Origin of the sequence: Pseudomonas sp. NPDC089734 (genome assembly GCF_044748865.1) — a bacterium.
Taxonomy (GTDB): Bacteria; Pseudomonadota; Gammaproteobacteria; order Pseudomonadales; family Pseudomonadaceae; genus Aquipseudomonas.
Genome location: NZ_JBIVGV010000002.1, coordinates 95717 through 113084, shown reverse-complemented (window position 1 = coordinate 113084; position 17368 = coordinate 95717). Strand labels below are relative to the sequence as shown.

At 59.5% G+C, this 17368-nt stretch carries 16 protein-coding genes; 13 read left to right on the top strand and 3 right to left on the bottom strand.

Features of this window, described 5'->3' with window-relative positions; translation table 11 throughout:
- The first annotated feature begins 149 nt into the window (after window positions 1-149).
- From tkt to fba, 7 genes are all read left to right on the top strand, one after another.
- Window positions 150-2147, top strand: coding sequence for a transketolase (tkt, locus tag ACIPY9_RS03255; protein WP_400696976.1), 1998 nt, complete (start codon window positions 150-152; stop codon window positions 2145-2147).
- A 112-nt stretch (window positions 2148-2259) separates the two neighbouring features.
- Complete coding sequence (gene epd, locus ACIPY9_RS03250) at window positions 2260-3309, top strand: erythrose-4-phosphate dehydrogenase (RefSeq protein WP_400696974.1); 1050 nt, start codon at window positions 2260-2262, stop codon at window positions 3307-3309.
- Between the two features lie 15 nt (window positions 3310-3324).
- Window positions 3325-4488 carry a phosphoglycerate kinase gene (locus ACIPY9_RS03245; RefSeq protein ID WP_400696972.1) on the top strand — a complete coding sequence of 388 codons (1164 nt, stop codon included), beginning with the start codon at window positions 3325-3327 and terminating at the stop codon, window positions 4486-4488.
- Window positions 4489-4517: 29 nt separating this feature from the next.
- Window positions 4518-4748, top strand: a complete 231-nt coding sequence (locus ACIPY9_RS03240) for a hypothetical protein (protein WP_400696970.1) — start codon at window positions 4518-4520, stop codon at window positions 4746-4748.
- An 81-nt stretch (window positions 4749-4829) separates the two neighbouring features.
- A complete protein-coding gene (locus tag ACIPY9_RS03235) occupies window positions 4830-5027 on the top strand; it encodes a hypothetical protein (RefSeq protein WP_400696969.1) in 198 nt (65 codons plus the stop codon).
- A 40-nt stretch (window positions 5028-5067) separates the two neighbouring features.
- Complete coding sequence (locus ACIPY9_RS03230) at window positions 5068-5394, top strand: MliC family protein (RefSeq protein WP_400696967.1); 327 nt, start codon at window positions 5068-5070, stop codon at window positions 5392-5394.
- A gap of 115 nt (window positions 5395-5509) precedes the next feature.
- Complete coding sequence (gene fba / locus ACIPY9_RS03225) at window positions 5510-6574, top strand: class II fructose-bisphosphate aldolase (protein ID WP_400696965.1); 1065 nt, start codon at window positions 5510-5512, stop codon at window positions 6572-6574.
- Window positions 6575-6727: 153 nt separating this feature from the next.
- Here the strand turns inward: fba and ACIPY9_RS03220 are convergent, their stop codons facing one another.
- The 3 genes from ACIPY9_RS03220 to ACIPY9_RS03210 form a co-directional block, all read right to left on the bottom strand.
- Entirely contained in the window at window positions 6728-7933 is a 1206-nt protein-coding gene (locus ACIPY9_RS03220) for a hypothetical protein (protein WP_400696964.1), read from the bottom strand.
- A 132-nt stretch (window positions 7934-8065) separates the two neighbouring features.
- Window positions 8066-8479, bottom strand: a complete 414-nt coding sequence (locus tag ACIPY9_RS03215; RefSeq protein WP_400696963.1) for a DUF3010 family protein — start codon at window positions 8477-8479, stop codon at window positions 8066-8068.
- 56 nt (window positions 8480-8535) lie between these two features.
- Window positions 8536-8946, bottom strand: a complete 411-nt coding sequence (locus tag ACIPY9_RS03210) for a lysozyme inhibitor LprI family protein (protein WP_400696961.1) — start codon at window positions 8944-8946, stop codon at window positions 8536-8538.
- Window positions 8947-9173: 227 nt separating this feature from the next.
- Here ACIPY9_RS03210 and ACIPY9_RS03205 point away from each other — a divergent pair, with 227 nt between their 5' ends.
- From ACIPY9_RS03205 to ACIPY9_RS03180, 6 genes are all read left to right on the top strand, one after another.
- Complete coding sequence (locus ACIPY9_RS03205; RefSeq protein WP_400696960.1) at window positions 9174-10151, top strand: dipeptidase; 978 nt, start codon at window positions 9174-9176, stop codon at window positions 10149-10151.
- A gap of 83 nt (window positions 10152-10234) precedes the next feature.
- The gene (locus ACIPY9_RS03200; protein ID WP_400696958.1) at window positions 10235-10765 is read left to right on the top strand and encodes a DUF5943 domain-containing protein; all 531 of its coding nucleotides are present in this window, start codon (window positions 10235-10237) and stop codon (window positions 10763-10765) included.
- Between the two features lie 15 nt (window positions 10766-10780).
- The gene (dgcA, locus tag ACIPY9_RS03195) at window positions 10781-12841 is read left to right on the top strand and encodes a dimethylglycine demethylation protein DgcA (RefSeq protein ID WP_400696956.1); all 2061 of its coding nucleotides are present in this window, start codon (window positions 10781-10783) and stop codon (window positions 12839-12841) included.
- A 123-nt stretch (window positions 12842-12964) separates the two neighbouring features.
- Window positions 12965-14926, top strand: a complete 1962-nt coding sequence (gene dgcB / locus ACIPY9_RS03190; RefSeq protein WP_400696954.1) for a dimethylglycine demethylation protein DgcB — start codon at window positions 12965-12967, stop codon at window positions 14924-14926.
- Window positions 14926-16146, top strand: coding sequence for an electron transfer flavoprotein subunit alpha/FixB family protein (locus tag ACIPY9_RS03185; RefSeq protein WP_400696953.1), 1221 nt, complete (start codon window positions 14926-14928; stop codon window positions 16144-16146). Before dgcB ends, ACIPY9_RS03185 begins: the two co-directional genes overlap by 1 nt.
- Window positions 16136-16957 carry an electron transfer flavoprotein subunit beta gene (locus ACIPY9_RS03180; RefSeq protein WP_400696952.1) on the top strand — a complete coding sequence of 274 codons (822 nt, stop codon included), beginning with the start codon at window positions 16136-16138 and terminating at the stop codon, window positions 16955-16957. Before ACIPY9_RS03185 ends, ACIPY9_RS03180 begins: the two co-directional genes overlap by 11 nt.
- Window positions 16958-17368: the final 411 nt, after the last annotated feature.

Below are 17368 nucleotides of genomic sequence, written 5' to 3'. Positions count from 1 at the left end.
GAGGGAGCGGGGTTGTCGGAGGGCAAATAGCGCCCCCCGACAGGAAAAACACGCTTCAATGACTATCTGTCATTGCTCCCAGGCAGTCCCTGAGGGAAAATGGACGCCTTTTTTCCGATCCCATTCCTTCATTCTCCAGGAGATCAGCGATGCCTAGCCGTCGTGAGCGTGCCAACGCCATTCGTGCCCTCAGCATGGATGCCGTGCAAAAAGCCAACAGCGGCCACCCCGGTGCCCCTATGGGGATGGCTGATATCGCCGAAGTTCTGTGGCGCGATTATCTGAAGCACAACCCGGCCAACCCGGCGTTCGCCGACCGTGACCGCTTCATTCTGTCCAACGGTCACGGCTCGATGTTGATCTACTCGTTGCTGCATCTGACCGGCTACGACCTGTCCATCGATGACCTGAAGAACTTCCGTCAACTGCACAGCCGCACGCCGGGCCACCCGGAATACGGTTACACCCCGGGCGTTGAAACCACCACTGGCCCGCTGGGGCAGGGTTTTGCCAACGCGGTCGGCTTTGCCGTTGCAGAAAAGACACTGGCAGCCCAGTTCAACCGTCCAGGCCACAACATCGTCGATCACCACACCTACGTATTCATGGGTGATGGCTGCATGATGGAAGGTATTTCCCACGAAGTGGCCTCCCTGGCCGGTACGCTGGGCCTGGGCAAGCTGATTGCCTTCTACGACGACAACGGTATTTCCATCGACGGTGAAGTCGAAGGCTGGTTCACCGACGATACGCCGAAGCGTTTCGAGTCCTACGGCTGGCAGGTCATCCGCAACGTCGACGGTCATGATGCCGACGAGATCAAGACCGCCATCGACACCGCTCGCAAGAGCGAGCAGCCGACCCTGATCTGCTGCAAGACCACCATCGGTTTCGGTTCGCCCAACAAGCAAGGCAAGGAAGAGTGCCACGGTGCTCCACTGGGCGCGGACGAAATCGCCCTGACCCGTGCTGCGCTGAAATGGAACCACGGTCCTTTTGAAATCCCGGCTGACATCTATGCCCAATGGGATGCGAAGGAAAAAGGCCTGGCTGCCGAAGCCGACTGGGACCAGCGTTTCGCGGCCTACTCCGCGGCGTTCCCTGAACTGGCCAACGATTTCATCCGTCGCATGAGCGGTGAGCTGCCTGCCGATTTCGCTGAAAAATCGGCGGCCTACGTTGCTGAAGTCAACGCCAAGGGCGAAACCATTGCCAGCCGCAAGGCCAGCCAGAACGCACTGGGCGCTTTCGGTCCGCTGCTGCCTGAATTCCTCGGCGGTTCGGCTGACCTCGCCGGCTCCAACCTGACCATCTGGAAAGGCTGCAAGAGCATTACCGGCGAAGACGCCAACGGTAACTACCTGCACTACGGCGTGCGCGAGTTCGGTCAGGCCGCGATGATGAACGGTATTGCCCTGCACGGCGGTTTCGTTCCTTACGGCGCGACCTTCCTGATCTTCATGGAATACGCCCGCAACGCCGTGCGCATGGCCGCTCTGATGAAGCAGCGTGTGATTCATGTCTTCACCCACGATTCCATCGGTCTGGGCGAAGACGGCCCGACTCACCAGCCAATCGAGCAACTGACCAGCCTGCGCACCACGCCGAACCTGGACACCTGGCGTCCGGCCGATGCCGTGGAGTCGGCCGTGGCCTGGAAATACGCCATCGAGCGTAACGACGGTCCATCGGCGCTGATCTTCTCGCGTCAGAACCTGCCTCACCAGGCCCGCGATGCCGGTCAACTGGCCGATATCGCCCGTGGTGGTTATGTGCTGCGTGACTGCGCAGGCGAGCCGGAACTGATCCTGATCGCCACCGGTTCGGAAATCGGTCTGGCCGTTCAGGCGTTCGAGGCCCTGAGTGCTCAAGGTCGCAAGGTGCGTGTGGTTTCCATGCCGTGCACCAGCGTCTTCGAGGCCCAGGACCCAGGCTACAAGCAAGCCGTTCTGCCCTTGCAGGTCAGCGCCCGTATCGCCATCGAAGCTGCCCATGCTGACTACTGGTACAAGTACGTCGGTCTGGAAGGTCGCGTGATCGGCATGACCACCTTCGGTGAGTCGGCTCCTGCGCCTGCGCTGTTCGAGGAATTCGGCTTCACGCTGGAGAACGTCCTGAGCACCGCTGAAGAGCTGCTGGAAGACTGATAAAAGTCGCAATGACCATGCAGGAGCGGATTTGTCCGCGAAGATCTTTTCTTCGCGAATGAATTCGCTCCTACCGGTTTATGTGCAGTCTGATTTATCTTGCGAGCACTCTATGCCTCAGCACCGCCCTTACAAAGTTGCTCTGAATGGCTATGGCCGAGTCGGTCGTTGCGTCCTGCGTGCGCTCTGTGAGCGGGGGGCCAAGGCTGGCTTTGAAGTTGTTGCAATCAATGACCTGGCCGATATGGCCAGTCTCGAATACCTCACCCGTTTCGACTCCACCCACGGCCGTTTTCCGGGCGACGTGCGGGTCGATGGGGAATACCTGCACATCAACGATCACCGGATCAAGGTGCTGCGCAGCGCCACGCCCGAAGGTGTCGACTGGGCATCGCTGGGTGCCGATCTGGTACTGGAGTGTTCAGGTGTCTACAACACCCGCGAAGATGGCCAGCGCTTTCTCGATGCGGGTGCGTCACGGGTACTGTTCTCGCAACCGATGGCCAGCGAATCCGATGTGGATGCCACCATCGTGTTCGGTGTCAATCAGCAGACACTGACCGGCACCGAACGCCTGCTTTCCAATGCCTCCTGCACCACCAACTGCAGCGTGCCTCTGTTGCGCCTGCTGGATGATGCGCTGGGGCTTGAATACATTTCGATCACCACTATCCATTCGGCGATGAACGATCAGCCGGTGATCGATGCTTACCATGACGATGATTTGCGCCGTACACGCTCGGCCTTTCAGTCCATCATTCCGGTGTCCACCGGTCTGGCTCGCGGAATTGAAAGGCTCCTGCCGGAACTTGCGGGCCGAATTCAGGCCAAAGCAGTTCGCGTACCGACGGTCAACGTCTCGTGTCTGGATATCACGCTGCAAACGGCACGTGATACCGACACTGTGGAAATCAACCGCATCTTGCGTGAGGCCGCCGCCAGTGGCCCGCTCAAGGGCCTTGTGGCATACACCGAGCTGCCGCATGCCAGTTGTGATTTCAACCATGACCCTCATTCGGCCATTGTCGATGCGAGTCAGACCCGCGTTTCCGGCCCCCGGCTGGTCAACCTGCTGGCCTGGTTCGATAACGAGTGGGGTTTTGCCAACCGAATGCTCGACGTCGCGGACCATTTCTTGCGCGTCGCAGATCAACAACAGTAAAAACAGGAACGCCTCATGACCGTGTTGAAGATGACCGAGCTCGATCTGCAAGGTAAGCGTGTACTGATTCGCGAAGACCTCAACGTCCCGATCAAGGACGGTGCCGTCAGCAGCGATGCCCGAATCCTTGCCTCGTTGCCGACCATCAAGCTGGCGCTGGAAAAAGGTGCTGCGGTAATGGTCTGCTCGCACCTGGGCCGTCCGACCGAAGGTGAGTTCTCTGCCGAGAACAGCCTCAAGCCGGTGGCCGAGTACCTGAGCAAGGCGCTGGGCCGTGAAGTCCCGCTGGTGGCCGATTACCTCGACGGCGTTGACGTCAAGGCTGGCGATGTCGTGCTGTTCGAGAACGTGCGCTTCAACAAGGGCGAGAAAAAGAACGCTGACGAGCTGGCACAGAAATACGCTGCGCTGTGCGACGTGTTCGTGATGGACGCTTTCGGCACCGCACACCGCGCCGAAGGCTCGACTCATGGCGTCGCCAAGTTTGCCAAGGTTGCTGCGGCAGGTCCTCTGCTGGCCGCCGAGCTGGAAGCACTGGGCAAGGCCCTGGGTGCTCCGGCCAAGCCAATGGCCGCCATCGTGGCTGGCTCCAAGGTGTCCACCAAGCTGGACGTACTCAACAGCCTGAGCGCCCTCTGCGACCAGTTGATCGTGGGCGGCGGTATCGCCAACACCTTCCTGGCTGCCGCAGGCCACAAGGTCGGCAAGTCGCTGTACGAGCCGGACCTGCTGGAAACCGCCCGTGGCATCGCCGCCAAGGTCAATGTGCCGCTGCCGGTGGACGTGGTGGTTGCCAAGGAATTCGCTGAGAGCGCTACTGCGACCGTCAAGCTCATCGCCGACGTGGCCGATGACGACATGATTCTGGACATCGGCCCGCAAACGGCCGCTCAGTTTGCCCAATTGCTGAAATCTTCCGGGACTATCCTGTGGAACGGCCCGGTGGGCGTGTTCGAGTTCGATCAGTTCGGTGAAGGCACCAAGACACTGGCCAAGGCCATTGCCGAAAGTGCCGGTTTCTCCATTGCCGGTGGTGGCGATACGCTGGCGGCCATCGACAAATACGGTGTCGCACAGCAGATTTCCTACATTTCCACCGGTGGCGGCGCGTTCCTCGAGTTCGTCGAGGGCAAGGTTCTGCCAGCTGTCGAAGTGCTTGAACAGCGTGCAAAGGCCTGAGTTTCCGATTCGGAAAGGGAGTAGTGCTCATGGTCAGGACGTTACCGTTGCTTTTCATCGCAGGTCTGCTGGCTGGTTGTGCCAGCAAGCCTGAGGTGGACGATGCCGAGCCTGAGCCCCAGGCCCAGTTGCTGCAATTGAGTTGCTATCAGGCGGGTTGGCAGGCTGAAACCGTGCCTGTGATCTACAAGCGTGGCGGCCAGGAAGTCTGGGACCGTTATGAGTTCATGCCGCGCATGGGTAATGTCGGCTGTCTCTGAGCCCGGTTTAAAGCTCGTTGGCAACATCGGCGAGCTTTGGTGGTCACTAGAAGGTGGACTTTTCCGAGAAGGAGTTTCGCCATGAAAGTTGCCACCCTGATTCTTGTGAGTTGCATTGTATTGGCAGGTTGTAGCGGTTCGGGCTCCAGGGCCCGAACCTGCGAAGTATTCAGCCCGGCCTCCGTGAATGTTCCGACGACCGAAAACAGTCAACGGGTCGAGGCGCATGTCACGGGTGAACCGGCCAGTGATCGTAATCGGGAACAGAACTGCCCCTGAATACTGAAGTGAGCGGTCATACCGACTTGCAGGAGACGTGATGAAAGGTTGGGTTGCCCTTGCGGCATTTGCAACGCTTGGCGGTTGTGCGACGGCGAAGGCTCCGACGTCCGGTGACACCTGGAACCATTGGGTCTGCGACAGCAAGGCCGAGGTTCACTGGCGGTATGCCGATTCGGGCAAGAAGGAAGTGGACGTGCGTCTGAACCAGAGCGATCAGGTCTTCAGGCTCAAGGCCGAACCTGGTGCGTCTAGCGGAACACTCTACAGTAACAATGTGTTGGCCTTTGCCAACAAGGGTAGCGACGGCCTGATCTATTGGGACGCCACCAACGATTTGATCGGACGCGGCTGCAAGGCCAGATAAACCGTAGCCGATGTACCACACGCATGGCCCCGTGGCTCATGTGTATAACTTGAATAGCAGTCGCCACTACGGCAGGCTTGCACGATTAACGACCCTACCGGGAGAGAAACAGACAATGGCACTTATCAGCATGCGCCAGATGTTGGACCACGCCGCCGAATTCGGTTACGGCGTTCCGGCTTTTAACGTAAACAACCTGGAACAGATGCGCGCCATTATGGAAGCGGCCGACAAGACCGACTCCCCGGTGATCGTTCAGGCTTCGGCCGGTGCCCGCAAGTACGCCGGTGCTCCGTTCCTGCGTCACCTGATCCTGGCGGCGATCGAAGAATTCCCGCACATTCCGGTGGTCATGCACCAGGACCACGGCACCAGTCCTGATATCTGCCAGCGTTCGATCCAGCTGGGCTTCAGCTCGGTGATGATGGACGGCTCGCTGGGTGAAGACGGCAAGACCCCGACTTCCTACGAGTACAACGTCGACGTCACCCGTCGCGTTGTTGCCTTTGCCCACGCTTGTGGCGTTTCGGTAGAAGGTGAGCTGGGTGTACTGGGCTCGCTGGAAACCGGTATGGCCGGTGAAGAAGACGGCGTCGGTGCCGAAGGCATCCTGGACCACAGCCAGATGCTGACTGACCCTGAAGAAGCCGCTGACTTCGTCAAGAAGACTCAGGTCGACGCCCTGGCCATCGCCATCGGCACCAGCCACGGTGCCTACAAGTTCACCAAGCCGCCTACCGGCGACATCCTGGCGATCGAGCAGATCAAGGCGATCCACAAACGCATCCCCAACACTCACCTGGTGATGCACGGTTCTTCGTCGGTTCCACAAGAGTGGCTGAAGATCATCAACGAGTACGGTGGTGACATCAAGGAAACCTACGGCGTGCCGGTCGAGGAAATCGTCGAAGGCATCAAGCACGGCGTGCGCAAGGTCAACATCGACACCGACCTGCGTCTGGCGTCCACCGGTGCCATCCGTGAATTCATGGCCAAGAACCGCAGCGAGTTCGACCCGCGCAAATACCTGGCCAAGACCGTCGTTGCCATGCGTGACGTGTGTATCGCCCGTTACGAAGCCTTCGGCACTGCCGGTAACGCCTCGAAGATCAAACCGGTCTCCCTGGACCGCATGTTCGAGCGCTACGCCAAGGGCGAGCTGGATGCCAAGATCAACTGAGTGTTGATCCGCTGATGAAAAACCCGCAGAAATGCGGGTTTTTTTATGAGCGGCGCCGCGGGCAAGCACGCGCGATTCTGTAGGAGCGGATTCATCCGCGAATGACACCCTTTTTCGCGAATGAATTCGCTCCTGCTCTTTGCCGTACAGTGATTACTGGGTACCCAGATAGCAAGGGAGATCACCCGTGCTTGGCACGTTGTCTGGATTGCTCAAGGGCAGGACCTCATTTTTCAGGAAGGCTTCGACTCCGCCCTCCCAAGGTGTTTTTGAAAAGGAATACTGAATCAATTTGGCTGAGGCCCAAAGCGGGTTGTTTTTCTTCAGCTTGCCGTTTTCCAGCCACTTGGGATTGATATCGGCATGAGCATGATCGTCGCTGGATTGATGGACGTAATTGCGGAACGAAATGATTTCGCCTTTCTCTCTGGCCAGCGGGTTGCAACTCCCCTTGCGTTCCGTGTGGGCGTCCGAGTAGGAGTCCTGGATCATATGCAGTAATGAGCCCAGAGCCATATGTTTGATGCTGACGGCATCGGATGGGCTGTTGTAGGTGTGCTGTACTCTGGGATTCCCCGAGGCAACGTAGGTCCCGAATTTTCCAGGCCTGAAAGAGCGTTTCCATTCCCCTCCGGGAATGGGGTCGAACAATGCACCCACCGTCCAGCCTGGTTTTCCCAGGTAGTTTGCAATGTCAGAGAATGCAGTGACGGCGGGGCCGTCGATGGGTTCTTTGGCGAACGAGTTGGATGATATTGAAAGGGTGTAGGTGAACTTGGCCCATGCCAGCATTCTTGCCTGGGTGTCACGGGCCGTTTCCTGTTGCGATGAGGCCATTGAGTGAATGAACTGGAAGTCACCGAAATGGCTTCTGTACAACATCATCGGGTTTTCAGTGACCGTGACCTTGGCGCAGGCCGTAGACGCACTGTTTTCCTTGCAGAGTGCCTGTTGTTGAGCATCCTTGAACAATGCATACCATTGGTACGCCTTGGTCACGTTCTGACGTAGCAATGAGTCGGGATCGTCGTTCCACTGGCTGCCCAATACAAGGTCTCTCAATATGCCTCTTTGTTTGAGTGTTTCCGCCGAGGTCTTGGCTCTCCCGCCTTCAGTATTTTCCGGGTCCATGTAATAGTCATAGGCAAGCAGGGTAATGGTTTCATGGACCGGATACTTTAATCCTTCGGTCAGCCTGGCCGCAGGGCAGAAAGCCGATACCCCCCAGCATTCCACATCGATAGGATTCATGTCGTAAGCTGCGACCGGTTTCGTTTCCGTTAACAAAGCCAATGCCAATGGTAAACAGGCATACGAAAGTGCGGAGCGGCTAAGGCGAAGAGGCCGGTCGGGTCGCATGAATAGTTCCTTCTAATTGTGTGTCGGTCGGCGAGGTATAGCTCACGAGATGGCAATTCGCCACAAGTTACCGTTGTCGATGGTTTGCCGACGTCATCAGAGACCGGGCGTTCTTCGCGAATGAATTCGCTCCTACCTCATCAGGCTGGCGCACGCCGTCTTGTAAGCCTCGTGCTGATACTTGTTCAGCGTATCGGGCAAGGCGAAGTCGTGTTTTCGGTGTTGGGCGTTGATGGTCTGTGGTGACACGAGGGTCACGCTGCAGTCGGCCAGGAGCTGGAAAACCGTTTCGATCTTGAAGGTGGTCGGGCCACCGGCGAATTCGCCTTTCTTGCTGCGTTTCTTGATCGCGATATGGCTGATGCCGTTTTCGCGTACGAAGCTGGCAACCTGGGCAGCGAAGGCTTTGACGTTGTCCGATTCGTCATCGTCTTCCAGTGCGATCTTCTTGATCGCCAGCGGCAAGTGCGAGATGCCGCTGTTCTGGCGGGTGGCCAGGGCGAAGAGGGCTTCGCTGCCTTTGATTTCTACACCGCAAATAATCATGAGAATGCCTGGGGCCTTGGGTTCATATAAAGGAACAGGTTATCTCATCGCTGGCGTTATTCCTGAGCAATTGATTCCAGATATTCCGAGCGCTCGTCACTCATGCGGGCAATGCAGTCGTTTTCATTGATGGTGTAAGCCTTGCTGCCAGCGGCGGAAGGGAAGACTTCGACCGCGCAATCGGCGTCGCGCAGTTTTTCCCAGGCTTGCTGAGCGGTCTTGAGCTTGCTGGTGAAGTCGTTGTACTGCGTCTTGTTGGCGACGAATTGCGACTGGACGCGATTGAGCAGGTTCTGAAAGTTTTCCTTGAGCAGCTCTTCGGCGGTGTGCCTGCTGTAGACCGAGCACTCCAGCGTCTGGTTGTCGCTATCGACGCCGTCGCAAGGCGTGCTGTCCGAATCTTGAGCGGCCTGTGCGCCTGTCGCGGCTGTCGCCAGAAGGGCCAAGGTCAGGAAAGTCGTTTTCATCGAGTTGCTCCGAGCCATTGATGCAGTGAATTCTGTCCTAAGCGCGAAGCAAAGAACAGGTTTACGACGCAGGCTGGCAGCGTCCCGTGACCCTTTGTCGCTTCTTGACGCTTTCGGCAAGCCCCCTGTCGTTTTTGCACCCGGCTCGCCTGACCCTCCGGCATATGCTGACCCCAATAGCGCCGACAGCCGATTCGGCGCGCAACGACCTAAAAGGGGACAGCCTGATGAGCCCAGCCGAACTGCACGCCGACAGCATCGTTATTGACGGGCTGATTATCGCCAAATGGAATCGTGAGCTCTTTGAGGATATGCGCAAGGGTGGCCTGACCATGGCCAACTGCACGGTATCGGTGTGGGAAGGTTTCCAGGCCACCATCAACAGCATCTGCACCAGTCAGAAGCTGATGCGCGAGAACAGCGACCTGGTGATGCCGGTCCATACCACCTCCGATATCCGCAAGGCCAAGGAACTGGGCAAGACCGGGATTCTGTTCGGCTTCCAGAATGCGCACGCCTACGAGGATCAGATCGGCTACGTCGAGATCTTCAAGAAGCTGGGCGTTGGCATCGTGCAGATGTGCTACAACACCCAGAATCTGGTGGGCACGGGCTGCTATGAGCGCGACGGTGGTCTGTCTGGCTTCGGGCGTGAAATCGTCGCCGAGATGAACCGTGTGGGCGTCATGTGCGACCTGTCCCATGTAGGCTCCAAGACCTCCGAGGAGGTCATCCTCGAATCGAAGAAACCGGTCTGCTACTCCCACTGCCTGCCGTCCGGCCTCAAGGAACACCCCCGCAACAAGTCCGATGCAGAGCTGAAGTTCATTGCCGATCACGGCGGCTTTGTCGGCGTGACCATGTTCGCGCCGTTCCTGGCCAAGGGCATCGAGTCGACCATCGACGACTACGCCGAAGCCATCGAATACACCATGAACATCGTCGGTGAAGACGCCATCGGTATCGGCACCGACTTCACCCAGGGGCATGGTCAGGACTTCTTCGAGTACCTGACCCACGACAAGGGCTACGCCCGTCGGCTGACCAACTTCGGCAAGATCATCAACCCGCTGGGCATCCGTACCGTGGGCGAATTCCCGAACCTGACCGAAACCCTGCTCAAGCGCGGCCATAGCGAGCGCGTGGTGCGCAAGATCATGGGCGAGAACTGGGTGAGCGTGCTCCGGGACGTCTGGGGCGAATAACTTTCACGCTACCTCAATTGAATTGATAACCCTGCTGCCATTTCGCGCAGTGGGCGTAACCCGACTTTCTGGAGTTTGACCCCATGGCTAAAATCGCCCCGCAATTGCCTATCGAAGTCGACAGCGAAACCGGCGTCTGGACCTCCGATGCATTGCCGATGCTCTACGTGCCTCGCCACTTTTTCGTCAACAACCACATGGGCATCGAAGAGGTGCTGGGTGCCGAGGCCTACGCCGAGATTCTCTACAAGGCCGGTTACAAGTCCGCCTGGCACTGGTGCGAGAAAGAAGCCGAATGCCATGGCCTGGAAGGCGTGGCGGTCTTCGAGCATTACATGAAGCGCCTGTCACAGCGTGGCTGGGGACTGTTCAAGATTCAGGACATCGACCTGGAAAAGGGCACCGCCAGCGTCAAGCTCGAGCATTCGGCGTTCGTGTATGTGTACGGCAAGGTCGGACGCAAGGTCGATTACATGTTCACCGGCTGGTTCGCCGGAGCCATGGACCAGATCCTGGCGGCCCGCGGCAGCTCGATCCGCACCGTGGCCGAGCAGGTCTACGGCGGTTCGGAAGAAGGTCATGACGACGGTCTGTTCGTTGTCAAGCCGTTGTAAGTCGAGGATCGGGTTATGGCTTTCGAAGCGATGTTCCAGCCGATCCAGATCGGCAAACTGACGATCCGCAACCGCGTGCTGAGTACCGCTCACGCCGAGGTCTATGCCACCGATGGCGGGATGACCACCGATCGTTACGTGAAGTACTACGAAGAGAAAGCCAAGGGCGGTATCGGCCTGGCGATCTGCGGCGGTTCTTCCAGCGTGGCCATCGACAGCCCGCAAGGCTGGTGGAAGTCGGTCAACCTGGCCACCGACAAGATCATTCCACACTTCCAGAACCTGGCGGATGCCATGCACAAGCATGGTGCCAAGATCATGATCCAGATTACCCACATGGGCCGCCGCTCCCGCTGGGACGGCGAGCATTGGCCGACCCTGATGTCGCCCTCGGGCATTCGCGAGCCGGTCCACCGTGCGACCTGCAAGACCATCGAGCCGGAAGAAATCTGGCGGGTGATCGGCAATTACGCCAGCGCGGCGGCCCGTGCCAAGGCCGGGGGGCTGGATGGCGTCGAGCTGTCCGCCGTGCACCAACACATGATCGACCAGTTCTGGAGCCCTCGGGTCAACAAGCGCACCGATGAATGGGGCGGCAGTTTCGAGAACCGCATGCGCTTCGGCCTGGAAGTGATCAAGGCCGTGCGCAAGGAAGTCGGGCCTGACTTCTGCGTGGGGTTGCGTATCTGCGGCGACGAATTTCACCCTGATGGCCTGAGCCATGAGGACATGAAAGAGATTGCCAAGTATTACGACGCCACCGGCATGATCGATTTCATCGGCGTGGTGGGCTCGGGGTGCGACACCCACAACACCCTGGCCAACGTTATCCCCAACATGAGTTATCCACCGGAGCCGTTCCTGCATCTGGCGGCCGGTATCAAGGAAGTGGTCAAGGCGCCCGTGCTGCACGCGCAGAACATCAAGGACCCGAATCAGGCCACACGGATTCTGGAAGGCGGCTATGTCGATATGGTCGGCATGACCCGCGCCCACATCGCTGACCCGCACCTGATTGCCAAGATCAAGATGGGGCAGGTCGATCAGATCAAGCAGTGCGTCGGTGCCAACTACTGCATCGACCGCCAGTATCAGGGGCTGGATGTGCTGTGCATCCAGAACGCTGCGACGTCACGCGAATACATGGGTGTGCCGCACATCATCGAGAAATCCACAGGGCCGAAGCGCAAGGTGGTGATTGTCGGTGCCGGCCCGGCGGGCATGGAAGCTGCCCGGGTGTCTGCCGAGCGGGGTCATGACGTGACGCTGTTCGAGAAGAAAGAATTCATCGGCGGGCAGATCACCACCGCCGCCAAGGCTCCGCAACGTGACCAGATTGCGGGGATCACCCGCTGGTATCAACTGGAACTGGCACGCCTGAAGGTCGATCTGCGTCTGGGAACGGCGGCCGATGTGGCGACCATTCTCGACCTGCGTCCGGACATCGTGGTGCTGGCGGTGGGCGGTCATCCGTTCCTGGAGCAGAACGAGCATTGGGGCGCTGCCGAAGGCCTGGTGGTCAGCAGCTGGGACGTGCTGGACGGCAAGGTCGCGCCAGGCAAGAACGTGCTGGTCTACGACACCATCTGTGAGTTCACCGGCATGTCCGTGGCCGACTTCCTGGCCGACAAGGGCGCGCAGGTCGAGATCGTCACCGATGACATCAAGCCCGGCGTCGCGATTGGCGGCACGTCGTTCCCGACCTACTACCGCAGCATGTACCCCAAGGAAGTCATCATGACCGGCGACATGATGCTGGAGAAGGTCTACCGCGAAGGCGACAAGCTGGTCGCCGTGCTGGAGAACGAATACACCGGCGCCAAAGAGGAGCGGGTGGTGGATCAGATCGTCGTCGAAAACGGCGTGCGTCCTGACGAAGCACTCTATTACGGACTCAAGGAAGGCTCGCGCAACAAAGGCCAGATCGACATCGACGCCCTGTTCGCCATCCAGCCGCAACCCTCCCTGAGCCAGCCGGGTGACGGTTACCTGTTGTTCCGCATCGGCGACTGCGTGGCCCAGCGCAATACCCACGCGGCGATCTATGACGGATTGCGGCTCTGTAAGGATTTTTAAGAACCCCTCCCTGTAGGAGCGGACTTGTCCGCGAAGACGTATGCCCAGACGACGCAGAGGATGCGGTTGTTCTGGCCCCTTCGCGGACAAGTCCGCTCCTACGGGAACTGGAGTGCAGCCACCATGTTGAACACCCTTCTTCCCATCCTGCTATTCGCAGCCCTGGCCCTTGCGGTGCTGGGCGCTGTGCGGCGGGTAAAAATGTGGCGCAACGGCCGAGCCTCCAGGGTCGATCTGCTGGGCGGTCTGCTGGCGATGCCCAAGCGCTATATGGTCGATCTGCACCATGTCGTGGCGCGGGACAAATACATTGCCAATACCCACGTCGCTACGGCGGGCGGTGCGGTGGCGTCCATTGTGCTGGCGATTCTGGTACATGGTTTCGGTCTGCATAACCGCTTTCTGGGATACGCCTTGCTGCTGATGTCGGCGGTGATGTTCGTGGGGGCGATCTTTGTCTTCAAGCGTCGCCTCAACCCGCCATCGCGTTTGTCGAAAGGCCCGTGGATGCGTCTGCCGAAAAGCCTGCTGGCGTTTTCCGCGAGCTTCTTTGTGGTGACCTTACCGGTCGCTGGCATTCTTCCCGAAGACTTCGGTGGCTGGCTGCTGGCCGCAATTTTGGCTGTCGGTGTGTTGTGGGGCGTCAGCGAGCTGTTTTTCGGCATGACCTGGGGCGGGCCGATGAAGCACGCCTTTGCCGGTGCATTGCACCTGGCCTGGCATCGCCGTGCCGAGCGTTTCGGTGGCGGTCGCTCGACCGGCCTGAAGCCGCTGGACCTGACCGATCCAAATGCGCCCCTGGGTGTGGAAAAGCCTGAGGACTTCACCTGGAACCAGTTGCTGGGCTTCGATGCCTGCGTGCAGTGCGGCAAGTGCGAAGCGGCCTGTCCGGCGTTTGCGGCCGGGCAGCCATTGAACCCCAAGAAGCTGATTCAGGACATGGTGGTCGGTCTGGCGGGCGGCACCGATGCCAGGTTCGCGGGCAGCCCGTATCCGTCACTCGACGGCAAGGGCAAACCCCTCGGTGAACATGGCGGCAACCCGCATCAACCAATCGTCAACGGGCTGGTGGATGCCGAAACCCTGTGGTCCTGCACCACCTGCCGGGCGTGTGTGGAAGAGTGTCCGATGATGATCGAGCACGTCGATGCCATCGTCGATATGCGTCGCCACCTGACCCTGGAGAAAGGCGCAACGCCGAACAAGGGCGCTGAAGTGCTGGATAACCTGATCGCCACCGATAACCCCGGCGGTTTTGCTCCCGGCGGGCGGATGAACTGGGCGGCGGACCTGAGCCTCGACCTGCTCAGCGAAAAGAAGAGCACCGACGTGTTGTTCTGGGTGGGGGATGGCGCATTCGACATGCGCAACCAGCGCACGCTGCGTGCTTTCGTCAAAGTCCTCAAGGCGGCCAAAGTCGATTTCGCCGTGCTGGGTCTTGAAGAGCGTGACAGTGGCGATGTCGCTCGCCGTCTGGGCGACGAGGCGACCTTCCAGATGCTGGCCCGGCGCAATATCCAGACACTGTCCCGATACAGCTTCAAACGCATCGTCACCTGCGACCCGCACAGCTTCCATGTGTTGAAGAACGAATACGGCGCTTTGGGTGGTGACTACCTGGTGCAGCACCACAGCACTTACATGGCCGAGCTGCTTCAAGGCGGCGCGCTCAAGCTCGGTCAGCACAAGGGTTCCAGCGTGACCTATCACGATCCCTGCTACCTGGGCCGCTACAACGGCGAGTACGAAGCACCGCGTGAAGTGCTGCGTGCGCTGGGTATCGAGGTCAAGGAAATGCAGCGTTCCGGTTTCCGCTCCCGCTGCTGCGGTGGCGGTGGCGGTGCGCCCATCACCGACATTCCCGGTAAACAGCGCATTCCCGACATGCGCATGGAGGATATCCGCGAAACCGGTGCCGAGCTGGTGGCCGTGGGTTGTCCACAGTGCACCGCCATGCTGGAGGGCGTGGTCGAGCCGCGCCCAGTGATCAAGGACATTGCCGAGCTGGTGGCCGAGGCTCTGATTGAAGAGCCGGTGGTCATCAAGCCCGCGCCAGCCAGACGTGAACCCGCGGAGGTGCATTGATGAGCGACATTATTCGCCGCGACCCGCGTGCCGAATGGATTGCACGCAACCGTCTGCATCCCTTGCATGCGGCCATGCAGCCGGCACAGACAAGCTGGATGGGGCCAAACGGCCTGATGCGCAAGAACGTCCATGGTCTGGGGTTCATTGGCCCCAATGGCATCAAGCGCATCGACCGCAGCGGGGCTCAACAGGGCGGAACGGCCAAGCGTTTAGCGGCAACCGAAGTCCGGTTACCGCTGCATCAGGTGCCGGAGCCTGCGTTCTACATCACGGTGGTGCCGGATATGGTCGGTGGTCGCCTGAGCAGTCACGACCGTGATTTGCTGGGGCTGGCTCATCAACTGGCCGGTGTGGATGGCGCTGTGCTGGCGGTGGTGTTCGGTGAGCACAAGGAAAGCACGTTCGAGACAGCAGGTGTCGACAGGCTTCTGGTGCTTGAGGGCGATGAGTTCGACGGTTATTCACCGGAGCAGCGGGTTCAGGGGCTGCGGGCTGTGGATAACCAGTTCAGCCCACGGCACTGGCTGCTGCCGGACAGCCGCAGCGGTGGCGGCGAGCTGGGGCGGCGCTTTGCGGCCAGCCTGGGCGAACGCCCGGCGACACGCGTCTGGCAGGTCAAGGATGAACAATGCGTCGGGCGTGCAGGCGCGGGGCGCGAGGACCTGGCCCGGCCGCTGGCGCGCCTGATTCTGGCGGCGGCCGAATGCGCCGAACCCGTCAGCGAAACCCGTCATGAAGCGTTGCCTGTGGAGTTATCCACACCTGTGGCGCGCAGCCTGACACGTATCGAAGACCTCGGTGCCGTGGCAGTCGATCCTGCTGTTATCCCCATGGCCGAGGCGGAGTTCATCTTTTCCGGCGGTAATGGCGTCAAGGATTGGGATGTGTTCCACCGCACGGCGGCGGCACTGGGTGCGACCGAGGGTGCCTCGCGAGTGGCGGTGGACGACGGTTTCATGAGCCGGGATCGCCAGGTGGGCGCCAGCGGCACCTGGGTCACGGCGCGGGTGTATGTGGCGGTGGGGATCTCTGGCGCTATCCAGCACCTGCAAGGCATCGGTGCCTGCGACAAGGTGGTGGCGATCAATCTGGATGCCGGCTGCGACATGATCAAACGCGCCGACCTGTCGGTGATCGGTGACAGTGCCGAAATCCTCAAGGCCTTGATTGACGCGGTCGAGGTTTATCGCAACGGGGTAAAACGTGATGCGGCCTGAACAAGCGAACTCATCTGTGGATAAGGCCTCCCTGAATGGCAGCCCGCTCCAGATCATGAGCCTGGTGTCCATCGGTGCACATCCGACTTCCGGTCGTGCACGCCGTGCCGAGCAGGATGCTCGGGCCGTTGAACTGGGGCTGCAACTGGCTGGGGATAACTTGCAGGTGCTGCATGCCGGTGATCCTCAGGAACCCGCGCTGCGGGCCTACATGGGCATGGGCCTCGATGAACTGCATGTTCTTGAGCAGCCCGAGGGTGCGGATGTGCTGCCCGTTCTGACGGATTACATCCGCGATACATCGGCGCAGATCGTACTCACCGGCAGTCAGGCGGAAACCGGCGAGGGGTCGGGCATGTTGCCGTTCCTGCTGGCCGAAAGGCTCGGCTGGCCTCTGGTCGTGGGGCTGGCTCAGGTCGAGTCGCTGGATAATGGCGTGGCTTTTGTCTTGCAGGCCTTGCCACGCGGCCAGCGACGTCGCCTGAAGGTTCGCCTGCCGTTTCTGGCCACTGTGGATAATGCTGCGCCCAAACCCCGGCAGAGTGCCTATGGCCCGGCCCAACGCGGCACACTGGGTACGGAACAGGTGGAAGTGCGTGTGGATGAGTTACTCACAGCCCATGCCTTGCAACCGGCCAAACCCCGGCCCAAGCGCCTGAAAGTGATCAAGGCCAAAAGTGGCGCAGACCGTATGAAAGCCGCGACCGCCAAGGCCAGTGGCGGAACCGGGCAAGTGCTCAAGGGGGTCACTCCGCAGGAGGGCGCTGCTGCCATTCTCAAGCTGCTGGTGGAAGAGGGCGTTATCCGTTAGACCGGAGTTACACACATTCCCTGTGTGTCGGGCTGTGGGTAACGTGTTCGCTTGTAGCTGAACATCCCGTAAACCGTGGGTTACAGCGTGTTGGTTGAAAAGTGATCAGCCTAACCTGCGGTTTTTCCTCGCTTTTTCGTGTGGATAAATCATCCACCGAGTTCTCTGTTGCGTACCAATTGCCCACAATCTCTGTTGGCCTCTCTGTGGACAAGTTGTTCGTGTTCTCCTGTAAGCCTTATAAAACATGGCTTTCAAGCTTTCGTATAAAAAATGACCAATCGATCGCTTGCTGGAATAAAAGTCGCCTGAAAGCCTTGTTCGTTCCTGTCCGGAAGGGTTTTCCACAGCCCCGGATCGAAACGGACAAAGTTGCCCCCAAACTCTGTTGGCGCTTCTGTGGATAAGGTG